Origin of the sequence: Burkholderia sp. BCC1047 (assembly GCF_902833155.1) — a bacterium.
GTDB classification, from domain to species: Bacteria; Pseudomonadota; Gammaproteobacteria; order Burkholderiales; family Burkholderiaceae; genus Burkholderia; species Burkholderia sola.
On the sequence record NZ_CADFEH010000028.1, the window covers coordinates 33433 to 50697 of the forward strand.

14 protein-coding genes are annotated in these 17265 nt (G+C 66.8%); 8 read left to right on the forward strand and 6 right to left on the reverse strand.

Going from position 1 to position 17265, the window contains the following annotated elements; translation table 11 throughout:
• Positions 1-11 precede the first annotated feature (11 nt).
• The 3 genes from ureE to ureG are packed head-to-tail and all read left to right on the forward strand — an operon-like array spanning position 12 to position 1957.
• A complete protein-coding gene (gene ureE, locus HWX55_RS25635) occupies positions 12-626 on the forward strand; it encodes an urease accessory protein UreE (RefSeq protein ID WP_175977741.1) in 615 nt (204 codons plus the stop codon).
• Positions 613-1293 carry an urease accessory UreF family protein gene (locus HWX55_RS25640; RefSeq protein ID WP_175977742.1) on the forward strand — a complete coding sequence of 227 codons (681 nt, stop codon included), beginning with the start codon at positions 613-615 and terminating at the stop codon, positions 1291-1293. The genes ureE and HWX55_RS25640 overlap by 14 nt, the downstream gene beginning before the upstream one ends.
• A gap of 16 nt (positions 1294-1309) precedes the next feature.
• Positions 1310-1957, forward strand: a complete 648-nt coding sequence (gene ureG / locus HWX55_RS25645) for an urease accessory protein UreG (RefSeq protein ID WP_058901948.1) — start codon at positions 1310-1312, stop codon at positions 1955-1957.
• A gap of 64 nt (positions 1958-2021) precedes the next feature.
• Here the strand turns inward: ureG and waaA are convergent, their stop codons facing one another.
• The 4 genes from waaA to HWX55_RS25665 form a co-directional block, all read right to left on the reverse strand.
• On the reverse strand, positions 2022-3374 hold the full coding sequence (gene waaA, locus HWX55_RS25650) for a lipid IV(A) 3-deoxy-D-manno-octulosonic acid transferase (protein ID WP_175977743.1): 1353 nt from the start codon (positions 3372-3374) through the stop codon (positions 2022-2024).
• Between the two features lie 37 nt (positions 3375-3411).
• Positions 3412-4296: a Kdo hydroxylase family protein gene (locus HWX55_RS25655; RefSeq protein ID WP_006485119.1), complete on the reverse strand. Its 885-nt coding sequence runs from the start codon at positions 4294-4296 to the stop codon at positions 3412-3414.
• A 23-nt stretch (positions 4297-4319) separates the two neighbouring features.
• Positions 4320-5363, reverse strand: coding sequence for a lipopolysaccharide heptosyltransferase I (waaC, locus tag HWX55_RS25660; RefSeq protein WP_306427004.1), 1044 nt, complete (start codon positions 5361-5363; stop codon positions 4320-4322).
• Between the two features lie 127 nt (positions 5364-5490).
• Positions 5491-6885: a phosphomannomutase/phosphoglucomutase gene (locus HWX55_RS25665; protein ID WP_012328043.1), complete on the reverse strand. Its 1395-nt coding sequence runs from the start codon at positions 6883-6885 to the stop codon at positions 5491-5493.
• A 246-nt stretch (positions 6886-7131) separates the two neighbouring features.
• On the opposite strand from HWX55_RS25665, the gene HWX55_RS25670 reads away from it, so the two are divergent.
• The 5 genes from HWX55_RS25670 to HWX55_RS25690 are packed head-to-tail and all read left to right on the forward strand — an operon-like array spanning position 7132 to position 12568.
• Positions 7132-8388 (forward strand): oligosaccharide flippase family protein, encoded by a 1257-nt coding sequence (locus HWX55_RS25670; RefSeq protein WP_175977744.1) that lies wholly within the window; start codon positions 7132-7134, stop codon positions 8386-8388.
• Entirely contained in the window at positions 8385-9209 is an 825-nt protein-coding gene (locus tag HWX55_RS25675; protein ID WP_175977745.1) for a glycosyltransferase, read from the forward strand. Before HWX55_RS25670 ends, HWX55_RS25675 begins: the two co-directional genes overlap by 4 nt.
• Positions 9210-9260: 51 nt before the next feature.
• Positions 9261-10397, forward strand: coding sequence for a glycosyltransferase family 4 protein (locus HWX55_RS25680; protein ID WP_175977746.1), 1137 nt, complete (start codon positions 9261-9263; stop codon positions 10395-10397).
• 14 nt (positions 10398-10411) lie between these two features.
• Positions 10412-11434 (forward strand): UDP-glucose 4-epimerase GalE, encoded by a 1023-nt coding sequence (galE, locus tag HWX55_RS25685; protein ID WP_175977747.1) that lies wholly within the window; start codon positions 10412-10414, stop codon positions 11432-11434.
• Positions 11435-11461: 27 nt separating this feature from the next.
• On the forward strand, positions 11462-12568 hold the full coding sequence (locus tag HWX55_RS25690; protein ID WP_175977748.1) for a glycosyltransferase: 1107 nt from the start codon (positions 11462-11464) through the stop codon (positions 12566-12568).
• Positions 12569-12661: 93 nt separating this feature from the next.
• Here HWX55_RS25690 and HWX55_RS25695 read toward each other — a convergent pair whose 3' ends face one another.
• Positions 12662-15028, reverse strand: coding sequence for a protease pro-enzyme activation domain-containing protein (locus HWX55_RS25695; protein WP_175977749.1), 2367 nt, complete (start codon positions 15026-15028; stop codon positions 12662-12664).
• A gap of 350 nt (positions 15029-15378) precedes the next feature.
• On the reverse strand, positions 15379-17259 hold the full coding sequence (locus HWX55_RS25700; protein ID WP_175977750.1) for a nucleoside-diphosphate sugar epimerase/dehydratase: 1881 nt from the start codon (positions 17257-17259) through the stop codon (positions 15379-15381).
• Between the last annotated feature and the right edge of the window lie 6 nt (positions 17260-17265).

Below are 17265 nucleotides of genomic sequence, written 5' to 3' on the forward strand. Positions count from 1 at the left end.
TCCTCAGTGTCATGCGCACCCTCGACAAACGCATTGCCCCGAACGTGAAGCTCGCCGCGTCGCTCGTCGCGCGCGCGCCGACGCTCACGCTCGCCTATGACGCCCGCTGCAAGAGCCGCCTTGCGGCGACGCTCGACACCGGCGAGGACGTCGCGGTCCTGCTGCCGCGCGGCACCGTGCTGCGCGACGGCGACGTGCTCGTCGCCGACGACGGCGCGCTCGTGCGTATCGCCGCGGCATCCGAAACGGTGCTGCTCGTGCGCGCCGCCGATCCGCTCACGCTGATGCGCGCCGCCTACCATCTCGGCAACCGCCATACGCCGGTCGAGATCGGCGACGGCTACCTGAAGCTCGAAGCCGATCCGGTGCTCGCGGACATGCTGCGCCGGCTCGGCACGCAGGTCGAAGAGGCACGCGCGCCGTTCCAGCCGGAAGCCGGCGCGTACGGCGGCGGCCACAAGCACGGGCACGATGCGACGTTCGCCGAGGACTACGCGCTCGCGCAGCAGGTGTTCGGCGAACACCACGGACATTCGCATTCGCACGATCACGATCACGATCACGATCACGATCATCAGCATGGTCCCGGCTGCACGCACGGCCACCACGGTCATGACCACCACTGAGCTCGTCGCGCTGCTGCACCTCGCGTCGCCCGCACTACCGATCGGCGCGTACAGCTATTCGCAGGGCCTCGAAGCCGCGCTCGACGCGAACCTGATCCGCGACGCCGATTCCGCGCGCGACTGGATCGCGAGCGGCCTGACCGACGTGCTCGCGCACGGCGAGTTGCCGTTCCTCGCGCACCAGCTCGCCCGCTGGCAGACGCACGACATTCAAGCGCTCGTCGCCGAAAACGCGTGGTTCGTCGCGAGCCGCGAATCGGCCGAACTGCGCCGCGAAACCGAACAGATGGGCTGGTCGCTCGCGCAGTTGTGCGCATCGCTCGAATGGGGCGACGCCGCACGCCGCGCGACGCTCGCGTCGCTGTCGCCGATCGCGCTGCCGACCGCGTTCGCGTACGCGGCCGCCGCACACGACGCCAGCGCCGACGCGACGCTCGCCGCGTACGCATTCGGCTGGGTCGAGAACCAGACGTCCGCCGCGCTGAAGGCCGTGCCGCTCGGGCAGCTCGCCGGACAACGCATCATCGTCGCGCTGCGCGGCGCGATCGACGCCGCCGTGCGCCGCGCGCTCGCGACGCCGCCCGACGCCGTCAACACGTTCGCGCCGCAGCTCGGCATCCTGTCCGCGCGGCACGAAACCCAGTACTCGCGGTTGTTCCGCTCCTGAACCTCTTCGCCCAACCATGAACGCACCTGCCCCCTCCCCCGCCCGCCGTACGAAGAAACTGCCGCCGTTGCGCGTCGGCATCGGCGGCCCCGTCGGCTCCGGCAAAACCACGCTGCTCGAAATGCTGTGCAAGGCGATGCGTGACCGCTACGACCTCGTCGCGATCACGAACGACATCTATACGAAGGAAGACCAGCGGCTGCTGACGGTCGCGGGCGCGCTGCCCGAGGAACGCATCATGGGCGTCGAGACGGGCGGCTGCCCGCACACGGCGATCCGCGAGGACGCGTCGATCAACCTCGAGGCCGTCGACCGGATGCTCGCGCGCTTTCCGGATGCCGACATCGTGTTCATCGAGTCCGGCGGCGACAATCTCGCGGCGACCTTCAGCCCCGAGCTGTCGGACCTGACGATCTACGTGATCGACGTGGCCGGCGGCGAGAAGATTCCACGCAAGGGCGGCCCCGGCATCACGAAGTCCGACCTGCTCGTGATCAACAAGACCGATCTCGCGCCACTGGTCGGCGCGAATCTCGACGTGATGGCGTCCGACACGCGGAAGATGCGCGGCGAGCGGCCTTACGTGATGACGAACCTGAAGGCGCTCGACGGCGTCGCGGACGTGATCGCGTTCATCGAGAAGAAGGGTTTGCTGACTGTGTGAGCGGCATGGCGGCGGCTCACGTCGCCGCCATGCGTGCCGGGCGGCATCGCGCCGCCCGCCCCGTCTAAGCGTCGTCGTCGGCAGCGCCCGGCAGCGCACGCGCCCCGGCTTCGCCGGCCGGCAGCAACGCGGCGAGCACGTCGACCGTGCGCGCGGTCGCGCCACGGTGACGCGACGCGAACGCCGCGCCGGCCGCCCCCATCGCGATGCGCCGCGCCTTGTCGGCGAACAGCGCGTCGAGCACGTGCGCGAGATCGAGCGGATCCGCGACCTGCATCGCCGCACCGGCCGCGACCGCATCCGCGGTCGCCTGCGTGAAGTTGAACACGTGCGGCCCGATCAGCACCGGCACGCCGACCGCGCACGCTTCGATCAGGTTCTGCCCACCGAGCGGCAGCAGGCTCCCGCCGATGAACGCGATGTCGGCCGCCGCATAGTACGCGCCGAGCTCGCCCATCGAATCGCCGAGCAGCACCGTCACGTCGCCGGCCAAAGGTTCGGCGGCCGGCCGGCCCGCCGCGAGCGCGGCCGCATCGGCCGCCCAGACGGAGCGCCGCACGCACTTGAGCCCGCTGCGCGCGACGAGCGCCTCGACCTCGGCGAAGCGCTGCGGATGACGCGGCACGAGCACCAGCAGCGCACCCGGCGTGCGCATTTCCGCGAACGCCTGCAGCACCAGCGCTTCCTCATTCTCGCGCGTGCTGGCGGCGACCCACACCGGCCGCGCGCCGATCGCGTCGCGCCACGCATGGCCGCGCGCCGCGAGTTCCGGCGGCGTCGTCATGTCGAATTTCAGGTTGCCGAGCACGGTCACGTTGCGTGCGCCGAGCGACGTCAGCCGTTCCGCATCGGCCGGGCTCTGCGCGAGCACGCGCGAGAAGCCGCCGAACACGTCGCGCGTCGCCGTGCCGAACTTCGCCGCGCGCCGGAACGAACGCGCGGACATCCGCGCATTGGTCAGCACGAGCGGCACGTCCGCGCGGCGGCACTCGTCGATCAACGTCGGCCACACCTCGGTTTCCATCACGAGGCCGAGCGTCGGCCGCCATGCACGCAGGAAGCGCCGCACCGCGCTCGGCATGTCGTACGGCAGATAACAGCGCAGCACGCGATCGCCGAAGATCTGTTCGCCCGTCGCCCGGCCGCTCGGCGTCATGTGCGTGAGCAGGATGCGCGCATCGGGGCGCGCGTGCATCAGCGCATCGATCAGCGGCTGCGCGGCGCGCGTCTCGCCGACCGACACCGCATGCACCCAGATCAGCGGCGCGCGATCGTCCGGCGAACGGCCCGTGACGTGGCCGAAGCGCTCGCCGATATGCTCGCGATAGCCGCGCTCCTTGCGCGAACGCACATAGAGCCGGATCACGGCGGCCGGCGCGACGAGCCACCACAGCGCGCGATAGATCGCCCTCAGCATGCGGCCGCCCTCGAGTGACGTCGAAGCAGGTGCGCGCTCAAACCAGCGCCCTGCCCGTCAGGCGTTCGAGAATGCCGAGCGGCGCGCACTCGCGGCGCACCATCGCATCGACCGGCAGGAAGAAGGTCTGCTCGAGCATGAACTGGCCGGACATCACAGCGTGCGAAGTCTGATCGGAGAAACATATCCACACGCTGCCCGGCGGAAACGGCATCGTTTGCTGTGGACACGTCTTCTGGTAATCGAGGTCGGCCTTCATCCCGTCGTGCAGGTTCAGCATCAGGTGGTCGTACGCGCTGCGCGGCGACTTCGTCACGTGCAGCAGGTTCAGCAGCCACGCCGAGCCCGGGAACTGCGGCCGGATCTTCGGCAGGAAGCGCTTCGCGACGTCCTCGAACGGCTCGCCGACGCGCCATACGCGCGGCGCGCCGGCCGGGTTCACGTTCGTGAACACGCGCAGGATCCGCTCGCCGTAGTTCGGCCGCGACGGGAACGCGTCGACGTGCAGGCGGCTGTCGTCCTTGCGCCACGACGTCTGGCGCGTTTCGACCTGCATCAGCCGCAGGCTCGTCGGCGCGACGCGCAGCTTGCCGCGGTATTCGGGAAAGAGGCCGTCGACGAGCGTGCCGGCCTGCTGCTGGAAGCGCGCGACGAGCGCGCGCACGGCCGACTGCGTGACGCTGTCGCCGAGCACGCCGGCGAGCGCGCCGCCGTTCGGCGCGAGGCTGATGTTCTTGCGTTTCGGATCGGCGAGCGCCGGATCGAGCAGCGCTTCCTCGCCACCTTCGATCGCGAAGCGCAGGTGCGGGAAATACAGCACCTTGCCTTCCTCGACCGCGGCGAGCAACTGCTCGCGCGGCGCCGACAGGTTGTGTCCGCTCCAGTCGGCGGACGGGACTTCGATGATCTGGGATTCGCTCATGATCGGTTCGCGTGTGGACAGCGTTACAGGAGACCGAAGCCCGCGAGCGTCGACTTCACCTGCGCGATCGACGGGGGCTGCCCCGCCGTGCCGAGATTGACGACGTTCGGCGACCAGTAGCCGCCGGTCCGCCAGGCCGTCGCGAAATTGTACAGTTCGACCGTCGGACGCTTCAGCGCGGCCGCGATGTGAACCAGACCTGTATCAACCCCGACCGTCGCGGCCGCGCCGTCGATCAGCCCGACCACGGCCGGCAGCGACAGCTTCGGCGGCACGATCGCCGCCGCGCCGAATTCCTTCGCGAGCCGCTCGCTGGTCGCGCGTTCCGCGTCGTTGCCCCACGGCAGCACGAGCGACGCGCCGCGCCGCACGAGCGCCTGGCCGAGCTCGATCCAGGCGGCGTCCGGCCACTGCTTGTCGGCGCGCGACGTCGCGTGGACGAACACGACGTACGGCACCGGCAGGTTCAGGCCGAGCGCGGCGACCGCGAGCGCCGCCGCCCGCGTGTCGAGGCCGAATTCGACCGGATCGGCCGGGGTCGGCGCCGGGTCGTCCAGCGCGGCCGCGACGAGTTGGCGCGAGCGCTCGACCACGTGCGTGCGCGGCGCGATCGGCACACGCTTGCGGTAGAAGAAGCGCACCGGCCATTCGTAGCCGGCGCCGTCGGTCCGGTTGCCGAGCCCGACGAGCGGACCGCGCGCCCAGCTCGCGACCCACGCCGTCTTGATGAGGCCCTGGCAGTCGATCACGAGGTCGTACTGCTCGGCCGCGAGGCGCCGGCGGAACGCACGGATCTCGCGCCACGTCGCGCCCGAGAACGGCTTCTTGCGCCAGCGGCGCAGCGAGAACGGCAGCACGTTGCGCACGCCGTCGACGAGCCGCACGAGGTCGACGAAGCTTTCCTCGACGAGCCAGTCGATCTGCGCATCGGGATGGCGGCGCCGGATATCGGCGATCACCGGCATGTTGTGCACGACGTCGCCCAGCGACGACACGCGCACGATCAGGATCTTTTGCACGCTGAAAAAACGCCGGCTGACAGCCGGCGACAGACATAAAGGGGGGATTTTATCCCGGCCGAAGGGCCGGACAGACAAAAAGCGGCCGCGCGCCTGGGGCGCGCGCCGCTTTTCGGGACCAGCACGGCCGAGGAACGGGCCGTCGCATGAGAGGCGGCCCGCCGGCCGCCGACGCTCAGAACGGCAGCTTGACGTCCGGCTTCGCGGCCGTCAGCACGCGGCGGAAGTCTTCCTGGATACGCTTGAGCCCTTCCTGCGTCTCGGCTTCGAAGCGCATCACGACGACCGGCGTCGTGTTCGACGAACGCGCGAGACCGAAGCCGTCCGGGTACTCGACACGCAGGCCGTCGATCGTCACGACTTCGTCGGCGCCGTCGAACTTCGCCTCTTTCTGCAACTGCTCGATCAGGCGGAAATTCTCGCCTTCGTCGAGCCAGAGCTGCAGTTCGGGCGTGCTCATCGCGTCCGGCAGGCTGTTGAGCAGCGCGCTCGGATCGGCCGTCTTCGCGAGGATCTCGAGCAGGCGCGCGCCGGTGTACAGGCCGTCGTCGAAGCCGTACCAGCGATCCTTGAAGAACACGTGGCCGCTCATTTCGCCGGCGAGCGGCGCACCCGTCTCGCGCAGCTTCGCCTTCACGAGCGAGTGGCCCGTCTTCCACATCAGCGGCTCGCCGCCCTTCGACTTCACCCACTGCGCGAGGTGGCGCGTGCACTTCACGTCGTAGATGATCTGCGCGCCCGGGTTGCGCGACAGCACTTCTTCCGCGAACAGCATCAGCTGGCGGTCCGGATAGATGATCTGGCCGTCCTTCGTGACGACGCCGAGGCGATCGCCGTCGCCGTCGAACGCGAAGCCGAGCTCCGCATCGGTGTCCTTCAGCGCCTGGATCACGTCCTGCAGGTTTTCCGGGTGGGCGGGATCGGGGTGGTGGTTCGGGAACGTGCCGTCGATGTCGGTGAAGCGTTCGACCAGCTCGCAGCCGAGCGCCTTGAACAGGCGCGTCGCGAGCGGGCCGGCGACGCCGTTGCCGGCGTCGACGACGATCTTCAGCGGCCGCGCGAGCTTCACGTCGCCGACGATGCGCGCGATGTATTGATCCGCGACGTCGATTTCCTCATACGTGCCGCTGCCCGTCTCGAACCGCTCGTCGACGATGCGGCGATACAGCGCCTGGATCTGCTCGCCGTAGATCGCGGCGCCGCGCAGCACCATCTTGAAGCCGTTGTAGTCGGGCGGGTTGTGGCTGCCCGTGACGACGATGCACGAATCGACGCGGCGCTCGCCGCCCTTCAGCGCGAGCGGCACGTTTGCCGCGAAATAGCCGACCGGCGTCGGCACCATGCCGACGTCGACGACGTCGACACCGGCCGCCCGCAGGCCGTCGGCCAGCGCGCCGACGAGTTCCGGCCCGGACAGGCGGCCGTCGCGCGCGACGACGACCGCATCGCCGCCCTGCGCACGCACTTCGCTGCCGAATGCGCGGCCGATCCCGCGCGCCGTGTCGACGTCGAGCGTCTTGCCGACCACGCCACGGATGTCATATGCCTTGAAGATGGATTGGGAGATCATCGATTCTCTTCTCTCTCAGTTGCGTGCATGGAAAATTGTCTGGCTTGGCTGGCCGCCTCTCGCCGGTGCCGCGCATGATACAGGCGGCCCCGCAAAACAAGGAACGGAACGGCTGGAGCGGTCGCGATCCCACTTATAATCGCGGGTTTTGATGACGCGCATACCGCCTATTTTAATGCCTAGCCGTCCCGCCGCCGCCCACCCGCCGCTTTCGGCCGCCCCTCGCGCGCGCCGTCGCTGCCGCGCATGCTGAAGCGCTTCGGCAACCCGGACGTCGCGAAAGCCGTCGCGAACCTCGTCTGGCTGGGCCTCGAACGGCTCACGCAGATCGGCGTCGCGATCGCGATCAGCGGCTTGCTGGCCCGTTATTTCGGGCCAGATGTGTTCGGCAAATGGCAGTATGCGAATACGCTTCTCCTGGTACTGGCGCCGCTCACCTGGGTGTGCGGCGCGGAAATCCTCGTCCCGACCATCGTCCAGCGCCCGCCCGCCCAGCTCGGCGCGGTGCTCGGCAGCGCGTTCGTGCTGCGCATCGCCGTGTCGGTCGCCGCGCTCGCCGCGACCTGGATCGCGATCGCCGCGGGCGCCTTCGACCCGCTGGTCGGCGCGATGCTCGCGGGCCTCGCGGTCACGATGGTGTTTCGCGAGCCGTTCGTCGGCGTGATCAACGCGTGGCTGCAGAGCATGACCTACAGCAAGCCGCAGCTCGTCACCAGCATGGTCACCGCGCTCGCGAAGGCGCTGCTCGTCTGGCTGCTGGTGCGCGCGGCCGCCGGCCCCGCCCGCTTCGCGTGGCTGTGGGCGCTGGAAGCCGCCGCGATCGGCCTCGCGCTGCTGCTGTACTACCGCCATCGTAACGGCGGCACGCTCGGCTGGACGTTCGACACATCGCTGTTCCGGCACTTTGCAACGGCCGGCACCGTGTTCTGGCTCGGCCTCATCTGCATGTACCTGTTCCTGAAATTCGACCGCCTGATGCTCGAGCGCCACGTGTCGTTCGCCGATCTCGGCCGCTATTCGGCCGCGCAACAGCTCAACGAGAACTGGATCACGCTCGCGCTGATGCTCGCGCAGACCATCGCGCCCGCGTTCGTGTACCGCGTGCAGGACGTCGCGCGGCTACGCCGCAACATCGTCCGGCTGATCGCGATGACGGCCGGCCTGATGACGGCCGGCGCGCTCGTGCTCGACGCGGCCGCCCCGCTGATCGTCGGCAAGGTGTTCGGCCGCGGCTACGAGGCGTCGGTCGACATCTTCCGCTGGGCCGTCTGGCTGTCCGTGCCGGCCAGCATCGAGGCGATAGGCAATCTTATCGTTCTCAAATATCAAGCAAAATTCGTGTTGCTGTCGAAATGGCTGCTCGCGCTGGCGATCGCCGTGCTCGTCAACCTGTTCGCGATCCCGCGGCTCGGCCTGTACGGCGCGCTCGTCGGGCTGGCGGCCGGCTACCTGGCTGCCGCCGCCGTCAACTTTTATTACATCCGTTTCAAGCTGCGAACATGACGTCCCCTGATTGCCCGCCCCCGCTCGACGACGTGGCCGTGCTGATGCCGGCCTACAACGGGCACGACGACGTCGCCCGGACCCTCGCGTCGTTTCGCGAGGACGCACCCGTGCACGTGCTGATCGTCGACGACGGCAGCACGCCGCCGATCGTCGCGCCCGACCTGCCGGGCCTGTCGATCGACGTGCTGCGCATGCCGCGGAACGGCGGCATCGAACGCGCGCTGGCGGCCGGCATCGACGCGCTCGCCGCGCGCGGCTTCCGCTATGCGGCCCGCATCGATGCGGGCGATCTCGCCGCGCCGCAGCGCTTGGCGAAAGAACGCGCGTATCTCGGCGCCCACCCGCGCGTGGCCTGCGTCGGCATGTGGACGCAGGTCGTGTCGCGCGCCGGCGAGCCGCGCTTCATGCTGACGCCGCCCGCCGACCCGCGCACGCTGCGCCGCACGCGCTTCCTGCGCTCGCCGCTCGTGCATCCGTCGGTCATGTTGCGCATCGACGCCGTGCGCGAAGTGGGCAACTATCGGGCGAAGTACCGCGCGGCCGAGGATCTCGATCTTTTTTTACGGTTAATGCAACGCTACGATTGCGCGAACCTGCCGGAACTCGGCCTGTATTACGAGCTTAACGAGGGCGGGATCAGCGCGACCAAACGCCGGCGCCAGCTGGTGTCGACGCTCACGCTACTGCTGCGCCACTTCAACGTACTGAACCCGTACGACTGGGCCGGCCTCGCCAAGAACCTGCTGCACTTCGTGACGCCGTACCGTACGCTGCAGCGCATCAAGCAGACGCTGTTCGGCGCGCGGCCGTCCGCCTGACGCGCATCCGGCCCGTTCGGCAATTTCGACGCTTTATTTTTTCTTTTTTTCATGTCCGCCACCTCCCCGCTGCGCATCGCGCTCGTCTGCAACACGGCCTGGGCGATCCATACGTATCGCCACGGGCTGATCCGTGCGCTCGTCGCGCGCGGCGCCGAGGTCGTCGTGATCGCGCCGCACGACCGCACGGTGCCGCTGCTCGAGCAGATGGGCTGCCGTTACGTCGCGCTTGCCGTCGCGTCGAAAGGTACGAGCCCGCGCGAGGACCTCGGCACGCTCGCCGCGCTCGCGCGCCACTACCGCGCGCTGCGGCCCGATCTCGTGTTCCATTACACGATCAAGCCGAACATCTACGGCTCGGTGGCCGCGTGGCTTGCGCGCGTGCCGTCGATCGCGGTGACGACGGGCCTCGGCTACGTGTTCATCCAGAAGAGCCGCGCGGCGAGCGTCGCGAAGCGCCTGTACCGGTTCGCGTTCCGCTTCCCGCGCGAGGTGTGGTTCCTCAATCGCGACGATCTCGCGACCTTCACCGACGAGCGCTTGCTCGCGCATCCCGAGCGCGCGCGGCTGCTGCACGGCGAAGGCGTCGATCTCGAACAGTTCTCGCCCGTGCCGCTGCCGGGCGGCGACGCGCCCGTGTTCATCCTGATCGGCCGGCTGCTGTGGGACAAGGGCGTACGCGAATACGTCGAGGCCGCGCGTCTCGTGCGCGAACGCTTTCCGAACGCGCGCTTCCAGCTGCTCGGGCCGCTCGGCGTCGACAATCCGAGCGCGATCGGTCGCGCGGACGTCGACGCGTGGGTCGACGAAGGCATCGTCGAGTATCTCGGCGAAGCGCACGACGTGCGCCCGCACATCGCGGCGGCCGATTGCGTCGTGCTGCCGTCGTACCGAGAGGGCGTGCCGCGCACGTTGATGGAAGCATCGGCGATGGGCCGCCCGATCGTCGCGACCGACGTGCCGGGCTGCCGCGACGTCGTCGCCGACGGCAAAACGGGGTTCCTGTGTCGCGTGCGGGACAGCGCGAGCCTCGCGGAGCAATTGAATCGCATGATCGCGCTCGGGCCGCAAGGCCGGGCGGCGATGGGCGCAAGCGGCCGGCACAAGGTCGCGGCGGAATTCGACGAACAGCAGGTCGTCGAACGCTACCGGGAGACCATCCATTCGTTGACGGGATTCACACTCTGAAGGAGCGCATCAGCATGACCGCTAAAGGCACCATCCTCGTTACCGGCGGCGCGGGCTATATCGGCTCGCACACGGCCGTCGAGCTGCTCGACAACGGCTACGACGTCGTGATCGTCGACAACCTCGTGAACAGCAAGGCCGAATCCGTGCGCCGCATCGAGCGGATCACGGGCAAGACGCCCGCGTTCCACCAGGTCGACGTGTGCGACGAAGCCGCGCTCGCGAAGGTATTCGACGCGCACCCGATCACCGGCACGATTCACTTCGCGGCGCTCAAGGCCGTCGGCGAATCGGTCGCGAAGCCGCTCGAGTACTACCAGAACAACATCGGCGGGCTGCTCGCCGTGCTCAAGGTCATGCGCAAGCGCAACGTCAGGCAGTTCGTGTTCAGCTCGTCCGCGACCGTGTACGGTGTGCCCGAACGCTCGCCGATCGACGAATCGTTCCCGCTGTCCGCGACGAACCCGTACGGCCAGTCGAAGCTGATCGCCGAGCAGATCCTGCGCGATCTCGAGGTGTCGGACCCGTCGTGGCGAATCGCGACGCTGCGCTACTTCAATCCGGTCGGCGCGCACGCGAGCGGGCTGATCGGCGAGGATCCGGCCGGCATCCCGAACAACCTGATGCCGTACGTCGCGCAGGTCGCGGTCGGCAAGCTGGAAAAGCTCCGTGTATTCGGTTCGGATTACCCGACGCCGGACGGCACCGGCGTGCGCGACTACATCCACGTCGTCGATCTCGCGAAGGGGCACATCGCCGCGCTCGACGCACTGGCCAAGCGCGACGCGAGCTTCGTCGTGAACCTCGGCACCGGGCAAGGCTACAGCGTGCTGGAAGTCGTGCGCGCGTTCGAGAAGGCGTCGGGCCGGCCGGTGCCGTACGAACTCGTCGCGCGCCGCCCCGGCGACATCGCCGAATGCTATGCGAACCCGCAAGCCGCGGCCGACATCATCGGCTGGCGTGCGACGCTCGGTATCGAGGAAATGTGTGCCGACCACTGGCGATGGCAGGAGGGGAACCCGCGCGGTTTTGTATAATCCGCTGTCCATTTTTCGAGCGATCCCATGCTCAGCTTCGCGTCCGGCTTCATCGTCTCCTTGCTCGTCACGCTGTTCATCGTGCGCTACGCGCACCTTCACGAGAAATTCTCGATCGACAGCGACCTGGCCGGCGTGCAGAAATTCCACGTGCGGCCCGTGCCGCGCGTCGGGGGCATCGGGATCCTCGCCGGGGTCGTCGTGGCTGCGCTGCTCGTGTCGCGGCGCTATCCGACGATCGCCGGCAGCATTCTCGGGATCGTCGCCTGCGGGATGCCGGCGTTCCTGTCAGGCCTCGTCGAAGACCTGACCAAGCGCGTGTCGCCGCGCGCACGGCTGCTCTGCACGATGGGCGCGGCCGCGCTGGCGTTCTGGCTGCTGGGCATCGCGGTCAAGCGCATCAGCGTGCCGCCGCTCGATTTCCTGCTCGGCTACGTGGCCATCTCGGCGTTCATCACCGTGCTCGCGGTCGCGGCGCTCGCCAACGCGATCAACATCATCGACGGCTTCAACGGGCTCGCGTCGATGGTCAGCTTCATGATGTTCGCGTCGCTCGCGTATGTGGCGTTCCATGTGAACGACCCGGTCGTGATGTCCGCGTCGATCATCATGATGGGCGCGGTGCTCGGCTTCTTCCTGTGGAATTTCCCGGCGGGGCTGATTTTTCTTGGCGACGGCGGCGCGTATTTCATCGGCTTCATGCTCGCGGAGCTTGCGATCATGCTCGTGATGCGCAACCGCGAGGTGTCCGCGTGGTATCCGGTGCTGCTGTTCATGTATCCGATCTTCGAGACGTGCTTTTCGATCTACCGGAAGAAGTTCATCCGCGGGATGTCGCCGGGGATTCCGGACGGCGTGCATCTGCATATGCTCGTGTACAAGCGGCTGATGAGATGGGCCGTGGGGACGAAGCACGCGCATGATCTGACGCGGCGGAATTCGCTCACGTCACCTTATCTCTGGCTGCTGTGCCTCGTCGCGGTGATACCGGCGACGCTGTTCTGGCGGCATACCGTGCATCTGTTCGTGTTTGTTGTGGTGTTTGCGCTGACTTATGTTTGGCTTTATCTCAGTATCGTGCGGTTCAGGGCGCCGCGGTGGATGGTGGTGAGGAAGGCAAGACGGGGGCATTGAGAAGTCGCGGCCAGCGTGTTGTCTGGCTCGCACGGCCCGCCGCCGGTGACGGGGGCCGTACGATATTCGGCCGCGAAGCGACGAGTGAAACGGCTAGGCGCCTGCAGTGTTCGTGCTCCAGCGCGGCAATGGCACATAGATCACGACGTTACCGTCGTCCTGAACATACGTCGCCGCGCCTGAATTGCCGCTCGTGCCGGAATACCAGAGCGGGACACCCGTCGAACTGTAGACGACCAGATTGCCATCCGTTTGCATCGCCGCGAATGCGCCCGGATGACTATAAGTACCCGAATTCCATTGCACAACGCCTTGGCGAAGCAGCACGAGATTTCCGTCTCCCTGCATGACCAGCACGTTCACGCCATTGCCTGAAGTAAAACTCTGGCCACTGCCGAGGGTAACGCCACCCTTCCAGACCGCCGGGCCGGTCGTGGAGTTCGCGTATACGCTAGAAGCGGTCGATGTGTCGAACACCGGAACAAACGATCGGTATATCACCAGGTTGCCGTCGTCCTGCACGACGAGAAACTGGCTATAGGACGTGCTGCTGGTCGTCGAGTTCCACAGCGCGTTGCCGCTCGCGCCGTACACCACGAAGTTGCCATCGTCCTGGAAGACGGCATACGCTCCGGCATTTCCGTAAGTGCCTGAATTCCACACCGCAGCACCATTGGCGGTGTTGTAAAGCACAAGGTTGCCGTCATTCTGCATCGCCAACTGATGGCTTCGGGAAGCCGAATACAGGATTTGCCCCGGCCTGAGCGTCGTACCTTGGTTGATCACACCGCCGTAAATCGCCGCCGTCGAACCACATATCGCGGAATACATCGCGCTGACGTTCGGCGTGCCCCAGCCGGTCACGAAATCCCATCCCGAGCCTGCACTATATGCGCCGTTCGAGCCGAAGGTGATATCGCGAAGGATCGATGGCGTCGTGGCCTGGACGCTGTACAGCGTGGGCGCCGCAAAACCGAGATTCGTCGCGCAGGGGCCGGACAGCATGCGGGCCCAGGTCGCAGCAAATAGCGGCGCGGACAGGCTCGTCCCACCCATTGTCACGAGTTGTCCGCCCACGACGACTGCTTCGCCGCTGTTCGGATCGGCGTCGAATGCAATGTCCGGCATACCCCGAAAAGCGCGGCCCTTGAGCGCCGGAACATTCGACTGCCACGACGGGATCGGCTCGATGCCACTGATGCCGCCCCCACTGGAATCCCAGGCCGTCTCGCCTGCGTAGCTGCCGTTCCCGTTCGTGTAGAGCGTCGTGCCGCCGACAGCCACCACGTACGGTGACGTCGCGGGGTATTGCACCGATGTGCCAGAGCAGCCGTACGCCACGCTGCCTGAATCGCCGGTACTGACCGAAAAAGTCTGCCCCTGCGCGACGGCGAGCTGGAACAGCGTGTCGATGACCGCCGTCGGCGCCCAGTTCTCGCAACCGCCGATCGACATGTTGATGACCCGGGCGGTGTTGTCGGTCACGGCGCGATTGATTGCAAGCGCCATATCGCTCCACGCAAACGACCGCGCAACGTAGAAATTGAGTTGCTTGAGGCCGCCTGACATCCCGACGATGGTCTGGCTATCGAGCGACCATTCCATGGTTGCGCTCGTGTCCCCGCTCGACAGTCCGGCATGAATCACGGAAACGGGTACGGCGGGCAGATGGTTATTGCTTTCGAACGTCGCCAGGTCGATGACGGACTGCGTCACGTCTCCTTCGGCAATGATGCCGACTGTGATGTTCGCCGCCGTCGGGGCGCTGCCGACGGAATAGATGCGGGGAAAATCCGTCGGATTATGGCCCACCGTGACGGCGGAAGTCGTCGGCGATGCGTTCGCCGTCGGCGCAGCGGCGGCATTGGATGCGCGTACGAAATTCGGGCGCAGGCGAGTCGCGGTATCGAGCCCGAGAACGCCTTGAACGACACCGCCGATCGCATCGGGCACCGTCTCCGGGGCGGTGTTGATATGCGTGCTGCTGCCATCCGCCATCGCGACCGGTACGAGCGTCGTCTGGAACACACCCGATATCACGCCGGCCGGGGCATCGGCTTCGACGATCATGTTGTTGCCGGCGACGCTGATGTTCGTGAAGCCTTTACTTGCCAAGTAGGCCTTCACGGTGGCAACCTGGCTCGTGGTGGGTGCGTACCGCGCAGCAATCTGGGCAGAAGTCAGCACGGCCCCGAAGTTGGCGCTGCCGGGTGTCCGCGCTTGCTGCACGAAGCGGTTCAGCCCGGCTTCGTCATTGAGCTTGAGCACCAGCGCAACATGGATGGGCGCCGTCGCACTCATAGGCGCCGCGCTAACCGCGTTACCAGTGGCCCGCAGCGCCGACAGTTTGCCGGCCTGCGCGGCAGTCGCAGTCGGACCCGCGTCGTCGCCGCCGCACCCTGCAAGCGCAAGCACCAAGAGTGCCGCGCCTATTCCCCTGACAAGTTGTTCCGTTTTCATCGAATTGGTATGGACCGTAGAGCCTCGTATTTGGCTTCTCGCCTTTTTTCTTTACGGCAATCGCACGGCTACCTTGAGGAAAACATAGGAAGGAATCGGTTGGTAGTCAAATACTCCGATGTATCGAACCCGAAGTTCGGGCAGCGCAATTTGCCTCTGCGGTCACGCCCCAATAGACGTCGCACGAGCCTCGGATGTTGCACGACCGCAAGCATCGCCTCCGCAACGCGGCCCGCGCCAATCCGGCTGTGCTTGCGGCGAACCCACCAATAAAAATGCCGTTCAGTTGGCGACTGAACGGCATGGATTCCGCGATCGCAGTTATTTCTCCGCGATCGATTACGGCGCGATCACTCGCTGGCAATCGCCCGTCTCGACACGCTCTGAAGCACCGGAGTCACCGTCGTCTGGTATTCCGGCACCCAGCGCCGCAGATCGCGCCGCACTTCGTCGTCGCTGAGCACGCGGTGCTGCATCAGCCAAGGCAATAGCTCATCAAGCAGATGGTCCGGCACTTCCCGCGCCCGCGCGATTCGCAGCTTCGGATGCGGCGTGCGTGTGGTCGTCTCATCGTCCGCGAGCAATTCCTCGTAGAGCTTCTCGCCAGGCCGCAGCCCCGTGAATTCGATCCGGATCTGCCCTTCAGACAAACCGTACAGACGAATCAGGTCACGCGCGAGATCGACGATCTTGACCGGCTCCCCCATGTCGAGGATGAAGATCTCTCCGCCGCGCCCCATGCTCGACGCCTGCAGCACGAGTTGCGACGCTTCCGGAATCGTCATGAAAAAGCGCGTGATCTCGGGATGCGTGACCGTCACCGGCCCGCCCTTCGCGATCTGCTGCTGGAACTTCGGAATCACGCTGCCGGCACTGCCGAGCACATTGCCGAAGCGCACCGTCTCGAACTGTGTGCCGTCGCTCGTCTGCTGCAACGCCTGGCACGCCATCTCGGCGAGGCGCTTGCTCGCGCCCATCACATTGGTCGGATTGACGGCCTTGTCGGTCGAGATCAGCACGAAGTGACGCACGTCGTGGCGAATCGCCGCGCGGGCCACGCGATAGGTGCCGAGCACGTTGTTACGCAGCGCCTGCCACGCGTTGTGCTCTTCCATCAACGGCACGTGCTTGTACGCGGCCGCGTGGAACACGATGTGCGGTGCGTGGCGCGACATCACCTGGTCGAGCAGCAGCGAATCCTTCGCATCGCCGATGATAGGCAGGACGGGCAGATCGGGAAAACGCTCGCGCAGTTCCTCGGTTAGCCGGTACATCGCGTATTCGGACAAGTCGAACGCGACGAGCTGCGCCGGCGCGAAGCGCAGGATCTGCCGGCACAGTTCGGAGCCGATCGAACCGCCCGCGCCCGTCACCATCACGACGCGGCCGCGCAGCAGCGCCTCGACGTGCGGCGTGTCGATCGTCACCGCGTCGCGGCCGAGCAGATCCTCGAGATCGATGTTCCGTACCTGCGACAGGAAGCCCTGCCCCGGCATCAACGCAGTCAGCGACGGCAGCACCATCGCCTTGACACCCGCCCGCACACACAGCGTCGCGACGCGACGCTGGGTCTCGACCGACGCCGACGGAATCGCGATGATCGCGTATTCGACCTTCATCGTATCGGTCCAGTGCTTGAGATCGTTGAACGAGCCCAGCACCTTGTAGCCGTAGATTTCGCGGCCCTGCTTCGTGACGTCGTCGTCGAGCAGGCCCACCAGGCGCCATTCGCCGGAACGCGACAGCTCGCGCGCCAGGCTCGCGCCGGCCGTGCCGGCGCCAAGCACCAGCACCGGCTTACCCTTGCCGACGAGCCCGCCGTACAGGTAGTACTCCTTCGTCGCGCGGTACAGCGCCCGGGCACCGCCCATTACAAGGAACAGCATCAGCGGTGACACGAGCAGCACCGAACGTGGAATGATCGGTTGCGGCTGGAACATCACGGCGCCGATCATCACGATCACGCCGCCGCCGATGACTGCCTTTGAGATCCGCATCAGATCGGGAAGGCTCGCAAACACCCACAGCCCGCGGTACAGCCCAAACACGAGGAACATCAGCGCGTAGACCGGCAACACCCAGACGAGCGCCGTCAGCGCGCCGCCCATGAAATCGGACGGAACGCTGCCGTTGAATCGGACGAGATAGGCGAACAACCACGCGGCGGTGACCGCCGTCAGGTCAAACAGGAAAGCACTCAGTGACAGCCACGATGCTTTGGATCGCAACATCGGCGG

Bases quoted from the DNA above. Each gene is read 5' to 3' on its own strand.
- HWX55_RS25680 (WP_175977746.1), top strand. From the start codon at position 9,261: ATGTCCGCCACCTCCCCGCTGCGCATCGCGCTCGTCTGCAACACGGCC.
- HWX55_RS25695 (WP_175977749.1), bottom strand. From the start codon at position 15,028: ATGAAAACGGAACAACTTGTCAGGGGAATAGGCGCGGCACTCTTGGTG.
- waaA (WP_175977743.1), bottom strand. From the start codon at position 3,374: ATGCTGAGGGCGATCTATCGCGCGCTGTGGTGGCTCGTCGCGCCGGCC.
- HWX55_RS25655 (WP_006485119.1), bottom strand. From the start codon at position 4,296: ATGAGCGAATCCCAGATCATCGAAGTCCCGTCCGCCGACTGGAGCGGA.
- HWX55_RS25665 (WP_012328043.1), bottom strand. From the start codon at position 6,885: ATGATCTCCCAATCCATCTTCAAGGCATATGACATCCGTGGCGTGGTC.
- galE (WP_175977747.1), top strand. From the start codon at position 10,412: ATGACCGCTAAAGGCACCATCCTCGTTACCGGCGGCGCGGGCTATATC.
- HWX55_RS25675 (WP_175977745.1), top strand. From the start codon at position 8,385: ATGACGTCCCCTGATTGCCCGCCCCCGCTCGACGACGTGGCCGTGCTG.
- HWX55_RS25670 (WP_175977744.1), top strand. From the start codon at position 7,132: ATGCTGAAGCGCTTCGGCAACCCGGACGTCGCGAAAGCCGTCGCGAAC.
- HWX55_RS25640 (WP_175977742.1), top strand. From the start codon at position 613: ATGACCACCACTGAGCTCGTCGCGCTGCTGCACCTCGCGTCGCCCGCA.
- HWX55_RS25690 (WP_175977748.1), top strand. From the start codon at position 11,462: ATGCTCAGCTTCGCGTCCGGCTTCATCGTCTCCTTGCTCGTCACGCTG.
- ureE (WP_175977741.1), top strand. From the start codon at position 12: ATGCGCACCCTCGACAAACGCATTGCCCCGAACGTGAAGCTCGCCGCG.
- HWX55_RS25700 (WP_175977750.1), bottom strand. From the start codon at position 17,259: ATGTTGCGATCCAAAGCATCGTGGCTGTCACTGAGTGCTTTCCTGTTT.
- ureG (WP_058901948.1), top strand. From the start codon at position 1,310: ATGAACGCACCTGCCCCCTCCCCCGCCCGCCGTACGAAGAAACTGCCG.